Origin of the sequence: Glycomyces arizonensis DSM 44726 (assembly GCF_000482705.1) — a bacterium.
Lineage (GTDB): Bacteria > Actinomycetota > Actinomycetes > Mycobacteriales > Micromonosporaceae > Glycomyces > Glycomyces arizonensis.
This window is the reverse complement of the sequence record NZ_AXWO01000001.1, coordinates 382,924-398,221: the sequence shown is the minus strand read 5'-3', so window position 1 is coordinate 398,221 and position 15,298 is coordinate 382,924. Positions and strand designations below refer to the sequence as shown.

Sequence of the window (15,298 nt, the reverse complement as noted above, 5' to 3'; positions counted from 1 at the left end):
CCAATGGTGGTGGGACCGAGCCGTATATCCGTGTGCGCGCCGCACGAGCGCGCGACACTTCCGCGTTTCTGCACGTCAGAGACGACTTGTGCCCCGAATCGGGGCTCGTTCATGAATTACTGGAGATTGCATTGCAAGCGAAGGCGAAAGTCAAGCTTTCCCGTTCCCTCGGCGTCGCGCTGACGCCGAAGGCCGCCAAGTACATGGAGCGCCGTCCGTACCCTCCGGGGCAGCACGGCCGCGGCCGCAAGAAGGAATCGGACTACAAAAACCAGCTCGTCGAGAAGCAGCGTCTGCGCGCGCAGTACAACATCAGCGAGCGTCAGCTGCGCAACGCCTACCAGGAGGCCGTGCGCAAGCAGGGCAAGACCGGTGAGGTCCTGATCAGCATCCTGGAGTCCCGCCTCGACGCCTTCGTGCTGCGGGCCGGATTCGCGCGCACCATCTACCAGGCGCGCCAGTTCGTCAACCACGGTCACTTCATCGTGAACGGCCGCAAGGTCGACATCCCGTCGTACCGGCTCAAGGCGAACGACTTCGTGCAGGTGCGCAAGAAGTCCCGCACGATGACACCGTTCCAGCTGGCCGCGGCCGGCGCGTGGGCGGGCGAGCAGACCCCCGCCTACATCGAGGCCCACCTCGACGGCCTGGTGGCCCGCTTCATCCAGGTGCCCGAGCGCAAGCAGGTCCCCGTGATCTGCGATGAGGCGCTCGTCGTCGAGTACTACTCGAAGTAGGAGCTCAGCCGAGTACTGCTCGAAGTAAGAGCTCAGCCGGGTACCGCTCGAAGCAGCGACTCAGCCGAGCGCCGCTCCGAGTAAGCGCTCAGCGAGTATCACTCGAAGTACGCGTTGTGACGAGGCGGCCCCCGCTCCGGCGGCGGGCCGCCTCGTACGCGCGACAGTGCCGTCCGTCACGGTCTCCCCGCTGGTAGCCGCCTCGCAGGCGCGAGTAGACTTACCCCGCGGTGCAGTCCGTTCTGTCCTGAGTCCGCCCGCGCTCCGGCGAACTGGGACAGTGATCAAGGCGAACTGCACCGATGCGACCGGCACGTGGCCCAGTGCCGCACAGCGGTCGCTCACGGTTCCGGCGCGGTGCGAATTCACTGCTCGCAAGCTTCGCAGAGAGTGCGAATGCCTTGCTCGCAGGTTTCGCGGCAACCGAACCGTGGAATACGCCCGATCAACGTCAGCGGACCCCGCCAGGGGCTCCTCGGCGTCGTGCGGGCTGACAGTTGCTCCGGACCCGGACGGGTGCGGAGTTTCGGACCGAGTTGTCACGGTAGCGGAGGACATGCCTAAAAAAGACGGTGCCATCGAGATCGAAGGCAAGGTCACCGAGTCCCTCCCGAACGCTATGTTCCGGGTGGAACTCACCAACGGCCACAAAGTACTCGCTCACATCAGCGGCAAGATGCGGCAGAACTACATCCGGATCCTCCCAGAGGACCGGGTCGTCGTCGAGCTCTCGCCGTACGACCTGTCGCGCGGGCGGATTGTCTACCGCTACCGCTGACCTGACGACTACACGTAAGTAGGACTCGTGAAAGTCAAACCGAGCGTCAAGAAGATCTGCAAGAACTGCCGCGTGATCCGCAGGCACGGACGGGTGATGGTCATCTGCTCGTCCGACCCGCGTCACAAGCAGCGTCAGGGCTAGAACTTCACACGCAACGAGCAAGGCCCCACGCTTGATGAGATGGGGAACCGCCGCCAGTGCGCACGAGCGCACAACCCCCGGTTCGGAGGCCGGGGCTCGCATCGCCCGATCAGGGCGGGGAGATCGACTCCTGGCGGGACGGCAGCGGTCAGACCTCCGAGAACACTAGGAGAACGCCTAGATGGCACGCCTGGTCGGAGTGGACCTCCCGCGCGACAAGCGCCTGGAGATCGCACTCACCTACATCTACGGTGTCGGCCGCACGCGCTCGATCGAGACGATCGAGGCCACCGGCCTCGACCGTGACAAGCGCGTCAAGGACCTCACCGACGACGAGCTGGTGAAGCTCCGCGACCACATCGAAGAGCACTACCAAGTCGAGGGCGACCTGCGCCGCGAAGTGCAGGCCGACATCCGCCGCAAGATCGAGATCGGCTGCTACCAGGGCCTGCGTCACCGCTTCGGCCTCCCGGTCCACGGTCAGCGCACCAAGACCAACGCTCGGACCCGCAAGGGCCCGAAGAAGACTGTCGCCGGAAAGAAGAAGGCCCGCTAGGGCTGAGGAGCGCAAGAGATGCCACCGAAGACTCGCGGCGGTTCGAAGAACCCGCGCGCAAAGAAGAAGAACGTCCCCCAGGGGCAGGCTCACATCAAGAGCACCTTCAACAACACCATCGTGTCGATCACCGACCCGACCGGTGCCGTCGTCTCCTGGTCCTCCGCCGGCCAGGTGGGCTTCAAGGGCTCCAGGAAGTCGACCCCCTACGCCGCGCAGATGTGCGCCGAGGCCGCCGCCCGCAAGGCGATGGACAACGGCATGCGCAAGGTCGACGTCTACGTCAAGGGTCCCGGCTCCGGCCGCGAGACCGCGATCCGCTCCCTCCAGGCCGTCGGCCTCGAGGTCGGCTCGATCAACGACGTGACCCCGCAGCCGCACAACGGCTGCCGGCCGCCGAAGCGGCGCCGGGTCTGACCGGCCGCGCGTCCCGAGTGCCAGCACCCGGGACGCCGGCGGTCCGCCGTCACAACTGAATCCGTCAGGGAGGCACCTGGGCGACGCAGCCTCGGTGTGCTCACCATTTCTCGGCGCCATATAGCGGGCGCCCTGAACCGAAGGAATCGATTCACGTGCTTATCACTCAGCGGCCTTCGCTCTCTGAGCAGCAGATCAGCCCGACCCGCTCGAAGTTCACCATCGAACCGCTCGAGCCGGGCTTCGGCTACACGCTCGGCAACTCGCTGCGGCGCACGCTGCTGTCGTCCATCCCGGGCGCGGCGGTCACCTCGATCAAGATCGACGGCGTGCTGCACGAGTTCTCCACCATTCCCGGCGTCAAGGAGGACGTCGTGGAACTGGTGCTGAACGTCAAGCAGATCTGCGTCTCCTCGGAGAACGACGAGCCGGCCACCATGTACCTGCGCAAGGAAGGCCCCGGCGAGGTCCTCGCCGGCGACATCCAGCCGCCCGCCGGCGTGCAGGTCCACAACCCCGAGCTCAAGCTCGCGACCCTCAACTCGAAGGGCCGCCTGGACATGGAGTTCGTGGTCGAGCGCGGCCGAGGCTACGTCTCGGCCCCGCAGAACAAGGCCGACACGAACGAGATCGGCCGCGTCCCGGTCGACTCGATCTACTCGCCGGTCCTGAAGGTGGCCTACTCGGTCGACGCGACCCGCGTCGAGCAGCGCACCGACTTCGACAAGCTCACGGTCGACGTCGAGACCAAGGCCTCGACCTCGCCGCGCACCGCTCTGGCCTCCGCCGGCTCGACCCTGGTCGAGCTGTTCGGGCTCTACCGCGAGCTCGACACCGAGGCCGAGGGCATCGACGTCGGGCCCAGCCCGGCCGACCAGCAGCTGGCCGCCGACCTGGCGCTCCCGATCGAGGACCTGGACATGACCGTCCGGTCGTACAACTGCCTCAAGCGGGAGGGCGTCAACACCGTCGGAGAGCTCATCAACCGCACCGAGGCCGACCTGCTCGACATCCGCAACTTCGGGCAGAAGTCGATCGACGAGGTCAAGATGAAGCTCGCCGGCATGGGCCTGAGCCTGAAGGACTCGCCGGGCACCTTCGACCCGTCCGAGGCCGCCGCGGCCTTCGGGTCCGAGGAGAGCCCCGAGCCCGAGGAGTACGAGGACGACGGTGAGGACCTCCGCGAGACCGAGCAGCTCTAGCGTCTAGCGCTGCCCGACAAGTGGCGGTCGGTTCCGTAAGACGGCCGGCCGCGCCAAACCCAGAGGAGCAAGACAATGCCTAAGCCTTCCAAGGGCCCGCGCCTGGGCGGTTCCCCAGCACACGAGAAGCTGATGCTGGCGAACCTCGCGGCGTCGCTGTTCGAGCACGGCAGCATCACCACGACGGTGACCAAGGCCCGCCGCCTGCGCCCTTACGCCGAGCGTCTGATCACGTACGGCAAGAAGGGCAGCCTGCACCACCGCCGCCTGGCGCTGGCCAAGCTGCGCAACAAGGACGCCACGCACGACCTGTTCGAGCAGGTCGCCCCGCGCTTCGCCGCCCGCGAGGGCGGCTACACCCGGATCATCAAGGCCGGGAACCGCAAGGGCGACAACGCGCCGATGGCGATCATCGAACTGGTCGACTAGCGACCGCCTCGAGGCGCCGACGGCGCCTTCGGGCCGGTGACGGCAAGACGTGCGACCGCGCGCAGAGTTCTGCTCTGCGCGCGGTCGTCTGTTTCTTATAGAATATAGGAAATAACTTATATTCTATAACCTATATCAAGGGTATAGCCTATAAGATCCTCAGTGGGAGGGCGCGTGGAGGACAAGACCAGACTGCGGCTCGGCGTCGCCTACGACGGGGCCGACTTCTCCGGCTGGGCACTGCAACCAGGACTGCGGACCGTCGCCGCCGAGGTGATGCGCGCCTGCGAGCTGCTGTTCGGGCACATCGAGGCATTCACCGTCGCCGGGCGCACCGACGCCGGGGTCCACGCCGTCGGGCAGGTCGTCCACGTCGACGTCCCCACCGCGAAATGGGAGGAGCTGGCCGAGAAGCTGCTGTGGCGCATGCGGGGCATCCTCCCGCCGGACGTGCGCGTCACCTCAGCCGAGGCCGTCGACCCCTCGTTCAACGCCCGCTTCGCCGCCAGGTGGCGCCGCTACACCTACCGCGTGGCCGACGCGATGTGGGGCGTCGACCCGCTGCGCCGATCCGACACTCTCGCCTGGCCCAGGCCCCTCGACGTCGAACGCATGCACACCGCCTGCCAGCGCCTGGTCGGCGAGCACGACTTCATCGGCTTCTGCAAGCAGCGCGAAGGCGCCACGACGATCCGCGAACTGCTCCAGTACGACTGGACCCGCGACGAGGCCGGCGTCGCGGTGGCGACGGTCCGCGCCGACGCGTTCTGCCACTCGATGGTCCGCAGCCTCGTCGGCGCCGCGCTCGCCGTGGGCGACGGCCGCCGAGACGAGGAGTGGCTGGCCTCGATCCTCCACCTCGGCGAGCGCGCGAACGACGTCCACGTCGTCGGCCCCCACGGCCTCGCCCTCGTCGAGGTCGACTACTCGGACGACCCCGCGGACTGGCGCTCCCGCATCGACCTCACTCGCAGAGTCAGGACCCGCCAGGACCCGGCGGCGGCCTGAGCCGCGAGCCCGCCCGGCGAGCCCACGGCGCAGACCCTTCGGACGGATCCGCGGCCCGCGTCACTGAGCGGTGAAGCCGCCGTCGATCGACATGGCCGCGCCGGTGATGAACGAGGCCTCGTCGCTCAGCAGGTGGCACACCGTCGCCGCGATCTCCTCCGGCCTCGCTATGCGCCCCAGCGGATGCAGGCCCTTGACCATCTCGCGTCCCTCGGCGGTCGCGCCGGTGGTCGCCCCGAACAGCGGTGTGTCGACCCCGCCGGGCAGCACCGCGTTCACGCGCACACCCTGCTCGGCGGTCTCCAGTGCGGCGGCCTTCGTCAGGCCGACCACGCCGTGCTTGGCGGCCACGTACGGCGCGACCGTGCCCATGCCGACCATGCCGAGATTCGAGGCGTTGTTGACGATCGAACCGCCCCCGGAGGCCGCGATGGCCGGGATCTGGTGCTTCAGGCCAAAGAACACGCTGGTGAGGCTCTGGGAGATGTCGGCGTGCCACGCCTCCGTCTCCACTTGTGAGATCGGGCCGAACGCGTTCATGCCGCCGGCGTTGTTGAAGGCGCCGTGGAGGCCGCCGTGCTCTTCGACCGCGACGGCCACGAGCCGCTCCATGTCGGCCTCGACGGTGACGTCGGTCGGGACATAGGCGGCCTGGCCGCCCTTGGCGGTGATGGAGGCGACGGCCACCTCGCCGACGTCCTTCCGCCTGGAGGCGATGAGCGCCGTGCCGCCCTCGGCGGCGACGCGCTCGGCGACGGCCAGCCCCATGCCGGTCGCGCCACCGGTGACGATGACCACTTTAGACTTGAATCGCTGGGACATGACTGCTCCTGCCTGCGTTTCCTGCTGGATTTCCTGAACTGTTGACACGTCGCAAGTCTCACCGGCGGTCGCGGCGCGCGCTGGCATGAAACCGACATGGAGTTTCGTCCCCGAATGCGGCGAAGCCGCCGCGTTTCGCGGCGGCTCCTCACGGTATCGCTAGAGGTCGATCGACCAGCCGTTCAGCGTGCCGGTCGAGCCCCCGTCGTACGTGTCGGCCAGCGAGGTCGCCGCCAGTGCCGTCGCGCCCTGTCGCGTGAAGCACTTTGCCGATGTTGCTCGGATGATGCCTTGTCCTTTAGGGCGGGGAGGAATCCGGGGTGATTGTCTGCTCGCTGTCCCGCGTGGCGGGACTGGGAGCGCTGGGATTGTCGGAACCGGCCGATAGGGTTCGTCTCGTGCATCTTCGTTACCGGTTTCGCGTCTATCCGACCGTGCCGCAGCGCTCTGCGCTCGCGCGCACGTTCGGGTGTGTGCGGACGGTGTTCAACGACGCCGTGGCCGCGAGAAAAGCAGCGCACCGGGAGGGGCTTGCGTACCCGTCGACGGCCGTCCTCGACAAGCTGCTGATAACCGAGGCGAAGCGGACCCCGGAGCGGGCCTGGCTGGCCGAGGTCTCGACGGTGCCGTTGCAGCAGGCCCTGCGGGACTGCCACGCGGCGTGGCGGAACTTCTTCGACTCGGTCTCGGGTAAGCGTGCCGGGGGGCGGGTCGGTCCGCCCAGGTTCAAGCGCCGCTCGCACACGCAGGCCGCCCGGTACACCCGGCGCGGGTTCTCGGTGAAAGCGAACGGGCGGCTGTATGTCGCGAAAGTCGGTGACCTCCGCGTCGCCTGGTCCAGGGAGTTGTCTGCCGATCCGTCCTCGGTGACGATCATCAAGACCGCCACCGGCAAGTACTACGCGTCGTTCGTCGTCGCCGTCGATGATGGCGCGGACCTGCTCGAACCGGTGGCCGACCCCGACACCGAAACCGGCATCGACCTCGGACTCAAAGCCTTCGCCGTGCTCCGAGGCGGCAAGACCATCGAGAACCCGAAGTTCTTCGCTCAGATGGAGCGGCGGCTCAAGAAGGCGCAGCGTGCGCTCTCGCGCAAACAGCGAGGATCGGCGAACCGGGTCGGGGCGCGCCTGAAGGTCGCGAAGATCCACGAGCGGATCAGGAACCGCAGGGATGATTGGCTGCACAAGCAGGTGGCGGCGTTGGTGGGCGAGAACCAAGCCCTCTACGTCGAAGACCTGTGCGTGCAGGGCCTGTCCCGGGGCCGAGCCGCGAAATCCATACAGGATGCCGCGCTCGGCCGGTTCCTGACCTTGCTCGAATCGAAAGCCGCCCGTGCGGGCCGGACCTTCGCCAAGGTCGACCGGCTCTTTCCCTCCACCCGGTTGTGCTCGGCCTGCGGAGCGCTGACCGGTCCGAAGGGCCTCGAAGGGCTCGGGGTGCGCGTCTGGGAGTGCGGGTGCGGTGCGGTCCACGACCGGGACGGCAACGCCGAGATCAATATCAGACGTGAAGGCAAGCGTCTGGTGGCCGCCGGGCTGGCGGACACCTAAAACGCCTGCGGAGTCTGTGTCAGACCTGGGAGACCGGGCAGTGGACGTTGAACCAGGAACCCTTCCGTAGACCGTTCCCGACCAGGAACGGCAAGCCGGAAATCCCCTCCCCTAGGGAGGAGAGGAAGTCAAGATGTGCATCTGATGCTCCTGTGAGGGTCGGTGAGGGGACCGGACGGCATGGCACGAGCCGCGGCCGGGGTCGAGCTCATCGACTCCCATCGATCAAAACAGAGGATGATGGGCTGAAGCAAGAGACAAAGCAAAGCGTTAACGACATTGACACGCGTTTCTCACGGAACCGTCTCGCACCGGACATTCCGGATCACGGACGCGCTCACCCGCGACGGCGTCTTCCCTTGCCGATCGCGAAGGCGGCACTGAGAGCCGGGGCCCGGCTCGTCCGAGTCCGGCCTGAGGACCACTGCGCCGACTGGGCGGCTACTCGACCGCGCGGCGCGGGAGGAGCTGATCCACCAGCCACACGTCGACGATGTCGTTCACCACCGTCAAGACCGCCTCGTCGGCGTCCTCCAGGGCTTCGCCGTCGGCGCGGCCGATGACCACGTACATCAGGTAGTGCCCGTAGGTGTTGTAGCCGACCATCGTCGGGGCCCGGCCGAGCTCGGCGCCCGCGCCGTCGGCGCGCAGCGCGGCGAACCCGCCCTCCAGTCCCGCCTCGACGGCCCCGCGCAGCTGCTCGGCCTCGTCGGCGTCCTCGAGATTGAGCACGCCGGCGGTGGCCGCGTACTCGCCGTCGGGACTGGCCAGCGTCGCGCGCACCGTCTGCGTGCAGCCCGAATCGGCCAGCAGCTCGGCGAGCTCGTCGAGGCCCGCCTCCGAGCAGTCGGCGAGTTCCTCGGTCGCCAGGACCTCGTACGGCCCGGCCGCGCCGGACGGGGTGATCGCGGCCGAACCGAACAGCTCGGCGACCGAGACCGGCTCGGGATCGGTCGCGCGCCGCTCGATCGGGTCGACGACCTCGGGCGGCGCCGACGACGCGTCCGCGGAAGACTCCTGCTCACCGGTCGCCGCGTCGCCCTGCGCCGCCGGAGAGGTCTCCCCCTCCCGCAGCACGATGAACGCCCCTGCACCGCAGGCGGCCACGACGGCGATGCCGCTGATCACCGCGAGCACGACGAGCCACCAGCGGGTGCGGCGCCGGGCGCGCTGAGCGGCGCGGCGGAGCGGACGCGAGGCGTGGATGCGCTCCAGGTGCTCCTGCATCTCCTCTTCCGAGGAGCGCTGCGCCGGCATCGGCGGCAGCGACGTCTGCTCGGGACTGAGCCGCATCGTCGGCGCAGTCTGTCGTGCGCGGTCGATGTGTTCAGCCCGGTTGAGATCCTCAACGGTGCGCTCGTGCCGCTGCTCTCGCTGCGGGACACCGAAGGGGGACGGGCCGTGTGCCATGAGGGGAGCATAGCCCCGGGAAGGGCCCGATCCGGGGGACGTTCCCCCTGGGGGAGTAAGCCGCGCGCGCCTTCGTGCCAGTGGGCGAAACGCGAAACACTGTGCGCCTCTGGCGTCACTCTGGCGACGGTCCATGGCCGAGCTTACGACGCGATCCGCCTCGGGCGCGGGCCGCGGAAGGGTGACAATGGGAGTGTGTCCGAGCAGCCAGAGCACTACTTCAGCGAGCAGCCCGCCGTCGACGACCGCGAGCGCACCGTCACCTTCGAACTGGACGGCGTGGCCTACGAGCTGGCCAGCTCGACCGGCGTCTTCTCCGGCAACCGCCTCGACCCGGGGACGAGCGTGCTGCTGGGCAAGGTGGTCCCGCCCGAGGAGGGCGGGACGTTCCTGGATCTGGGGTGCGGGTACGGGCCGATCAGCGCGGTGCTGGCGCGGCGGGAGGACGCGGAGGTGTGGGCGGTGGACGTGAACCGGCGCGCGCTCGACCTGGCGCGGCGCAACACCGAGCAGTCGCCGGGCACGGTGCGCGCCGCGACCCCCGAGGAGGTGCCGGGGGAGGTGGCGTTCGACGAGATCTGGTCGAACCCGCCGATCAAGGTGGGCAAGGAGGCCCTGCACCGGCTGCTGGAGACGTGGCTGCCGCGCCTGAAGCCCGGCGGCGTGGCGTGGCTGGTGGTCTCGAAGCACCTGGGCGCCGACTCCCTGGCGCGCTGGCTCGCCGAATCGGGCTGGGCGGTGGACAAGCACGCCAGTGCCAAGGGCTACCGAGTGCTCAAGGTCGAGCGGCCGTAAGTGTCCGCTTCGTGACACCGGTCTTGCCTACGGTGCTCGTTATGACGTAGCGTGGGCCGCGTAAGCGAATAAACCCACGGGAGTCCGATGCATCGGGCTGAGAGGGGACTTGGTAGTCCCGACCGTCGAACCTGATCCAGATCATGCTGGCGCAGGGAGAAGGAGCCATGCACGCTACTCGTCTACCCCGGCTGCACCTCATCACCGACACTCGCGAGGATCCCGGACCGAGGTCCGGCTCGCAAGCACCGCCGAGAGGGCCGCTGGCCGTCGCCGCCGCGGCGCTGAAGGCGGGCGCGCGGCTCGTCCAAGTGCGACCCGAAGACCACTACACCGATCGGGCCGCCCTCGATCTCGCTGCCGCCCTTGCCGAACTGTGCGCCGAGCATGACGCGTTGTGCATCGTCAACGATCGCGTCCACATCGCGCAAGCGGTCGGCGCCCACGGTGTCCACCTCGGCGCCGACGATCTCCCCGTCGACGTCGCCCGCCGCATCCTCCCCGCGGCCGCCGTCATCGGCGGCACCTGCCGCGAACCCGAGGCCGCCCGCGCCGCGCGCCGCGCCGGGGCCACCTACCTGGGCGTCGGTCCCGTGTGGTCTACCGGCACCAAGACCGGTCTGCCCGACCCCATCGGACTCGACGGCCTCGCCGCCGTCTGCGAGGCCGTCGACCTCCCCGTCATCGCCATCGGCGGCATCACCGCCGCACGCGTGGCCGCCTGCCGCGAGGCCGGCGCCCACGGCGTCGCCGTCGTCGGCGCGGTCTCCGGCGCGGACGATCCGGGGCGGGCCACCGCCGAAATCCTTGAGGCCGTGGGGGAATGGTGATGCGGCTCGCCGTCGTCGGTGCCGGATCGATCGGGCTCGCCGTCGCCTGGCGGGCCGCCGGGCGCGGCGCCGACGTCACCGTCTACGACCCCGATCCCGGATCGGGCGCCTCCCGCGTCGCCGCCGGGATGCTCGCCGCCGTCACCGAAGCCCAGTTCGGCGAGGAAGAGCTGCTGCCGCTCATGGCCGAGTCGGTCGACGCCTGGCCCGCCTTCGCCGAGAAGCTGGAGGACGCCTCGGGGGCGGCGGTCGGCTACCGCGACGTCCCCACGCTCATGGTCGGGCTCGACGACGGCGACCGCGCCGAGATCGACCGGCAGGCCTCGCTCTACCGGTCGAGCGGCCGCGCCTTCGAGGCGCTGAACGGCCGCGCCTCCCGCAAGGCCGAACCGCTGCTCACCCACCGGACGAGAGGCGGCGTCCTGGTCCCCGGCGACCACGCCGTCGACCCGCGCGCCCTCCACGCCGCCCTGCTCGCGGCGGTCGAGCGCGCCGGCGTGCGGATCCGGGCCGAGCGGGTGGACGACCCGGCCTCGCTCGACGCCGACCAGGTCGTCCTCGCCGCCGGATGCGGCTCGGCCGCCTTCGGACTCCCGATCCGCCCCGTCCGCGGCGCCGTCCTGCGCCTGAGAGCCGCCCCCGGCCAGCCGGTCCCGCGCACCACCGTCCGCGGGTGGGTCCAGGGCCATCCCGTGTACGTCGTCGCCCGCGACAACGGCGAGGTCGTCGTCGGCGCCACCAGCGACGAGCGCGGCTTCGACCCCACCACCGGCACCGCCGGCGCCGTCCATGACCTGCTGCGACGGTCCATCGACCTCGTCCCCGAAATCGCCGAGTACCACCTCGACGAGGTCACGGTCGGCTTCCGGCCCGCCGCTCCCGACAATCTCCCGCTGCTCGGCCGCCTCGACGAGCGGACGATCGCGGCCACCGGCCACTACCGGCACGGCATCGCGCTCGTCCCCGCCACGGCAGAGCACATCGCCGCGCTGACTGCGGGAGAGGCGAGCGCCGTTCACGAAGCGTTCGATCCGCTGCGATTCGAGGAAGGCTCATGAAGTTCGAACTCAACGGGCGCGAGCACGACGGCCCCGCCACCGTCGCCGACGCCGTCCGCGCCGCGCTCGGCGCGGGCGACGGCGCCGCTGCGCCGAATTACGGCTCCGCAAGCGCCGCCGAGCTCGGGCGCGGCACCGCCGTCGCCGTCAACGGCGAAGTCGTCCCGCGCTCCGAATGGGACCGCCCGCTCGCCGAGGGCGACGCCGTCGAGGTCCTCACCGCCACCCAAGGAGGCTGACCCATGGACAAGTTGCAGATCGCGGACAAGGCCTTCGGCTCCCGGCTCATCCTCGGCACCGGCGGCGCCGCCAACCACGCCCAGCTCGCCGACGCCATCACCGCCTCCGGCACCGAACTGGTCACCGTCGCCCTCCGCCGTGTGAATCCGGGCGCCGAAGGATCCATCGTGGACGTCATCGAGCGCTGCGGCGTCGACGTCCTGCCCAACACCGCCGGGTGCTTCACCGCCGAGCAGGCCGTGCGCACCGCCCGCCTCGCCCGCGAGGCCTTCGGCACCGGCTGGGTCAAACTCGAGGTCATCGGCGACGAGGACTCCCTCCTGCCCGACCCGGTCGAACTCCTCGACGCCGCCGAGACCCTCGTCGGCGACGGCTTCACCGTCCTGCCCTACACCAACGACGATCCGATCCTGGCCCGCCGTCTCGAAGAGGCCGGATGCGCCGCCGTCATGCCGCTGGCCGCGCCCATCGGCACCGGCCTGGGCATCCGCAACCCGCACAACCTCGCGCTCATCTGCGAGCAGGCGGGCGTCCCGGTCATCTGCGACGCGGGCATCGGCACCGCCTCCGACGCCGCGCAGGCCATGGAACTCGGCTGCGCGGCCGTCCTGCTCGCCACCGCCGTCACCCGCGCCGCCGACCCCGTGCTCATGGCCGGGGCCATGCGCGACGCCGTCAGCGCCGGACGCGCCGCCCGCCTCGCCGGGCGCATCCCCAAACGCCGCCTCGCGCACGCCTCCACCAGCTTCGAAGGGATCGCGGACCTGTGAGACCAGCACACCGGCAGCCGCCCGTCGCGCTCACCATCGCCGGATCCGACTCCGGCGGCGGCGCCGGCATCCAGGCCGACCTGCACACCTTCGCGGCGCACGGCGTCCACGGCACCAGTGCCATCACCGCCCTCACCGCGCAGAACACGCTCGGCGTCACCGCCGCCCACGCCGCGCCCGCCGACTTCGTCCGCGCGCAGCTGGAGGCGGTCCTCACCGACTTCGACGTCGCCGCGGTCAAGACCGGGATGCTCGGCGACGACGCGATCCTCGGCGTCGTCGCCGAATACGGCGGCGCCGACCGGCTCCCGTCCCTCGTCGTGGACCCCGTCATGATCACCACCTCGGGCGATTCGCTGTTCTCCGGCGACGCCGCCGCCTACCTCGGCAGGCTCGGTCCGCTCGCCACCGTCGTCACCCCGAACCTCCCCGAGGCAGGGCAACTCCTCGGCCGCGAGATCCGCGGCCTGGACGACATGCGCGAGGCCGCCCGCGCGCTCGCCACCTACGGCCCGCGCGCCGTCATGGTCAAAGGCGGACATGCCGCCACGGACGAGCGGGGAGCAGCCGAGGTCGTGACCGACGTGCTGTGGTGCGACGGGCAGATGCTCGATCTCGCCGCGCCGCGGGTCCAGACCCGCAACACCCACGGCACCGGCTGCACGCTCGCCGCCGCGATCGCGGCCCGGCTCGCGCTCGGTCACCCGCTCGCGCAGGCCGTCGCGGGCGCCAAGACCTATGTCACCGAGGCCCTCAAGGCCGCATTGAGCTGGAGGCTCGGCGCCGGACCGGGCCCCGTCCACCACCATCACGGCCGCAAGAGCGCCACCCTGTAGCAGCGAGGAGACGACATGGCATCCGCCGCAAGGAAGAAGACCTACACCGAGGGCTCCCGTCCGGACCTCCGCGTGCCGTTCGCCGAAGTGGAGCTCAGCGGCGGCGAGGCGCCGGTGCGGCTCTACGACACCTCCGGCCCCGGCTCAGACCCCGAGCAGGGCCTCCCGGCGCTGCGCCGGGCCTGGATCGACGAGCGCCAGCAGCGCCAGTGCAACACGCAGCTGCGCTACGCCAAGGAGGGGACCGTCACCCCCGAGATGGAGTTCGTCGCGATCCGCGAGGGGCTCGCCCCCGAGTTCGTGCGCGACGAGATCGCCGCCGGGCGCGCCATCCTCCCGGCGAACGTCAACCATCCCGAGACCGAGCCGATGGTCATCGGCAAGCACTTCCTCACCAAGATCAACGCGAACATCGGCACCTCGGCGGTCTCAGACTCCATCGCCGCCGAGGTCGAGAAGCTCACCTGGGCCGTCAAGTGGGGCGCCGACACGGTCATGGACCTGTCCACCGGCAAGCACATCCACGAGACGCGCGAGCACATCGTCCGCAACTCGCCGGTCCCGATCGGCACCGTCCCGCTCTACCAGGCCCTGGAGAAGGTGAACGGCGACCCGGTGAAGCTCACCTGGGAGGTCTACCGGGAGACGATCCTCGAGCAGGCCGAGCAGGGCGTCGACTACATGACCGTCCACGCCGGGGTGCTGCTGCGGTATGTGCCGCTGGCCGCCGAGCGCGTCACCGGGATCGTCTCGCGCGGCGGCTCGATCATGGCCGCCTGGTGCCTGGCGCACCACGAGGAGAACTTCCTCTACACGAACTTCAGGGAGCTGTGCGAGATCTTCGCCGAGTACGACATCGCCTTCTCCCTGGGTGACGGCCTGCGGCCCGGCTCGATCGCCGACGCCAACGACGAGGCCCAGTTCGCCGAGCTGCGCACGCTCGGCGAGCTGACCCGGATCGCCTGGGAGTACGACGTGCAGGTCATGATCGAGGGCCCCGGCCACGTGCCGATGCACAAGATCAAGGAGAACGTGGACCTCCAGCAGGAGCTGTGCGGCGAGGCGCCGTTCTACACGCTCGGGCCGCTCACCACGGACGTCGCCCCGGCCTACGACCACATCACCTCGGCGATCGGCGCGGCCATGATCGGCTGGTTCGGCACGGCGATGCTCTGCTACGTGACCCCGAAGGAGCACCTCGGCCTGCCGAACCGCGAGGACGTCAAGGAGGGCGTGATCGCCTACAAGATCGCCGCCCACGCCGCCGACCTCGCCAAGGGCCACCCCTCGGCGCAGGCCTGGGACGACGCGCTGTCGAAGGCGCGGTTCGAGTTCCGCTGGGAGGACCAGTTCAACCTCTCGCTCGACCCGGACCGGGCCCGCGAGTACCACGACGAGACGCTGCCGGCCGAGCCCGCCAAGACCGCGCACTTCTGCTCGATGTGCGGCCCGAAGTTCTGCTCGATGAAGATCAGCCAGGAGCTGAAGGACTACGCCGCGCAGGGACGGTTCGCGGATCGAGAGGCCACTGGGGGAGGCGGGTCCACGGACCGTGAGCTCGCCGAGGAGGGCATGCGCGCCAAGAGCGAGGAGTTCCGCGACGCGGGCGGCAAGGTCTACCTGCCGGTTGTCGAAGCGAACTAGGCACACCGATCTTATAGCTTATAACCGACGGTACTGTCGAATTATATCCTATAATCTATGGGTTTATGG

17 protein-coding genes, 1 pseudogene and 1 riboswitch are annotated in these 15,298 nt (G+C 69.6%); of the genes and pseudogenes, 16 read left to right on the top strand and 2 right to left on the bottom strand.

Annotated elements, in window-relative coordinates; translation table 11 throughout:
- Positions 1-125: 125 nt before the first annotated feature.
- From rpsD to truA, 8 genes and pseudogenes are all read left to right on the top strand, one after another.
- Positions 126-737 carry a 30S ribosomal protein S4 gene (gene rpsD, locus H613_RS0101805; RefSeq protein ID WP_026922447.1) on the top strand — a complete coding sequence of 204 codons (612 nt, stop codon included), beginning with the start codon at positions 126-128 and terminating at the stop codon, positions 735-737.
- 556 nt (positions 738-1,293) lie between these two features.
- Positions 1,294-1,515 (top strand): translation initiation factor IF-1, encoded by a 222-nt coding sequence (gene infA / locus H613_RS0101800; protein WP_026922446.1) that lies wholly within the window; start codon positions 1,294-1,296, stop codon positions 1,513-1,515.
- Positions 1,516-1,542: 27 nt separating this feature from the next.
- Positions 1,543-1,659, top strand: a complete 117-nt coding sequence (rpmJ, locus tag H613_RS29730) for a 50S ribosomal protein L36 (protein WP_081687242.1) — start codon at positions 1,543-1,545, stop codon at positions 1,657-1,659.
- 181 nt (positions 1,660-1,840) lie between these two features.
- A complete protein-coding gene (gene rpsM / locus H613_RS0101790) occupies positions 1,841-2,215 on the top strand; it encodes a 30S ribosomal protein S13 (protein WP_026922445.1) in 375 nt (124 codons plus the stop codon).
- Positions 2,216-2,233: 18 nt separating this feature from the next.
- Positions 2,234-2,632, top strand: a complete 399-nt coding sequence (gene rpsK / locus H613_RS0101785; protein ID WP_026922444.1) for a 30S ribosomal protein S11 — start codon at positions 2,234-2,236, stop codon at positions 2,630-2,632.
- A 155-nt stretch (positions 2,633-2,787) separates the two neighbouring features.
- On the top strand, positions 2,788-3,834 hold the full coding sequence (locus tag H613_RS0101780; protein WP_026922443.1) for a DNA-directed RNA polymerase subunit alpha: 1,047 nt from the start codon (positions 2,788-2,790) through the stop codon (positions 3,832-3,834).
- A 75-nt stretch (positions 3,835-3,909) separates the two neighbouring features.
- Positions 3,910-4,260 (top strand): annotated as a pseudogene (rplQ, locus tag H613_RS23810) (50S ribosomal protein L17); the annotation flags it as partial.
- Between the two features lie 177 nt (positions 4,261-4,437).
- On the top strand, positions 4,438-5,271 hold the full coding sequence (gene truA / locus H613_RS0101770) for a tRNA pseudouridine(38-40) synthase TruA (RefSeq protein WP_026922442.1): 834 nt from the start codon (positions 4,438-4,440) through the stop codon (positions 5,269-5,271).
- A 60-nt stretch (positions 5,272-5,331) separates the two neighbouring features.
- On the opposite strand, the gene H613_RS0101765 is transcribed toward truA, so the two are convergent.
- Positions 5,332-6,093, bottom strand: a complete 762-nt coding sequence (locus tag H613_RS0101765; RefSeq protein ID WP_026922441.1) for an SDR family NAD(P)-dependent oxidoreductase — start codon at positions 6,091-6,093, stop codon at positions 5,332-5,334.
- Positions 6,094-6,491: 398 nt separating this feature from the next.
- Between H613_RS0101765 and H613_RS0101760 the strand changes: the two genes are divergently transcribed.
- Positions 6,492-7,646 carry an RNA-guided endonuclease InsQ/TnpB family protein gene (locus tag H613_RS0101760; protein WP_026922440.1) on the top strand — a complete coding sequence of 385 codons (1,155 nt, stop codon included), beginning with the start codon at positions 6,492-6,494 and terminating at the stop codon, positions 7,644-7,646.
- A gap of 441 nt (positions 7,647-8,087) precedes the next feature.
- Here the strand turns inward: H613_RS0101760 and H613_RS0101755 are convergent, their stop codons facing one another.
- Positions 8,088-8,939, bottom strand: coding sequence for a hypothetical protein (locus H613_RS0101755; protein ID WP_026922439.1), 852 nt, complete (start codon positions 8,937-8,939; stop codon positions 8,088-8,090).
- A gap of 312 nt (positions 8,940-9,251) precedes the next feature.
- On the opposite strand from H613_RS0101755, the gene H613_RS0101750 reads away from it, so the two are divergent.
- The 7 genes from H613_RS0101750 (at position 9,252) to thiC (ending at position 15,229) form a co-directional block, all read left to right on the top strand.
- On the top strand, positions 9,252-9,851 hold the full coding sequence (locus tag H613_RS0101750; RefSeq protein WP_026922438.1) for a class I SAM-dependent methyltransferase: 600 nt from the start codon (positions 9,252-9,254) through the stop codon (positions 9,849-9,851).
- A 68-nt stretch (positions 9,852-9,919) separates the two neighbouring features.
- Positions 9,920-10,026: riboswitch (TPP riboswitch) on the top strand.
- Complete coding sequence (gene thiE / locus H613_RS0101745) at positions 10,019-10,681, top strand: thiamine phosphate synthase (RefSeq protein ID WP_026922437.1); 663 nt, start codon at positions 10,019-10,021, stop codon at positions 10,679-10,681. It overlaps the preceding riboswitch by 8 nt.
- On the top strand, positions 10,681-11,739 hold the full coding sequence (gene thiO, locus H613_RS0101740; RefSeq protein ID WP_169731939.1) for a glycine oxidase ThiO: 1,059 nt from the start codon (positions 10,681-10,683) through the stop codon (positions 11,737-11,739). Before thiE ends, thiO begins: the two co-directional genes overlap by 1 nt.
- Positions 11,736-11,978 carry a sulfur carrier protein ThiS gene (gene thiS / locus H613_RS0101735; protein ID WP_026922435.1) on the top strand — a complete coding sequence of 81 codons (243 nt, stop codon included), beginning with the start codon at positions 11,736-11,738 and terminating at the stop codon, positions 11,976-11,978. Before thiO ends, thiS begins: the two co-directional genes overlap by 4 nt.
- Before the next feature lie 3 nt (positions 11,979-11,981).
- On the top strand, positions 11,982-12,749 hold the full coding sequence (locus H613_RS31590) for a thiazole synthase (RefSeq protein ID WP_026922434.1): 768 nt from the start codon (positions 11,982-11,984) through the stop codon (positions 12,747-12,749).
- Complete coding sequence (gene thiD / locus H613_RS0101725; protein ID WP_026922433.1) at positions 12,746-13,585, top strand: bifunctional hydroxymethylpyrimidine kinase/phosphomethylpyrimidine kinase; 840 nt, start codon at positions 12,746-12,748, stop codon at positions 13,583-13,585. Before H613_RS31590 ends, thiD begins: the two co-directional genes overlap by 4 nt.
- 15 nt (positions 13,586-13,600) lie before the next feature.
- A complete protein-coding gene (gene thiC / locus H613_RS0101720; protein ID WP_026922432.1) occupies positions 13,601-15,229 on the top strand; it encodes a phosphomethylpyrimidine synthase ThiC in 1,629 nt (542 codons plus the stop codon).
- Positions 15,230-15,298: the final 69 nt, after the last annotated feature.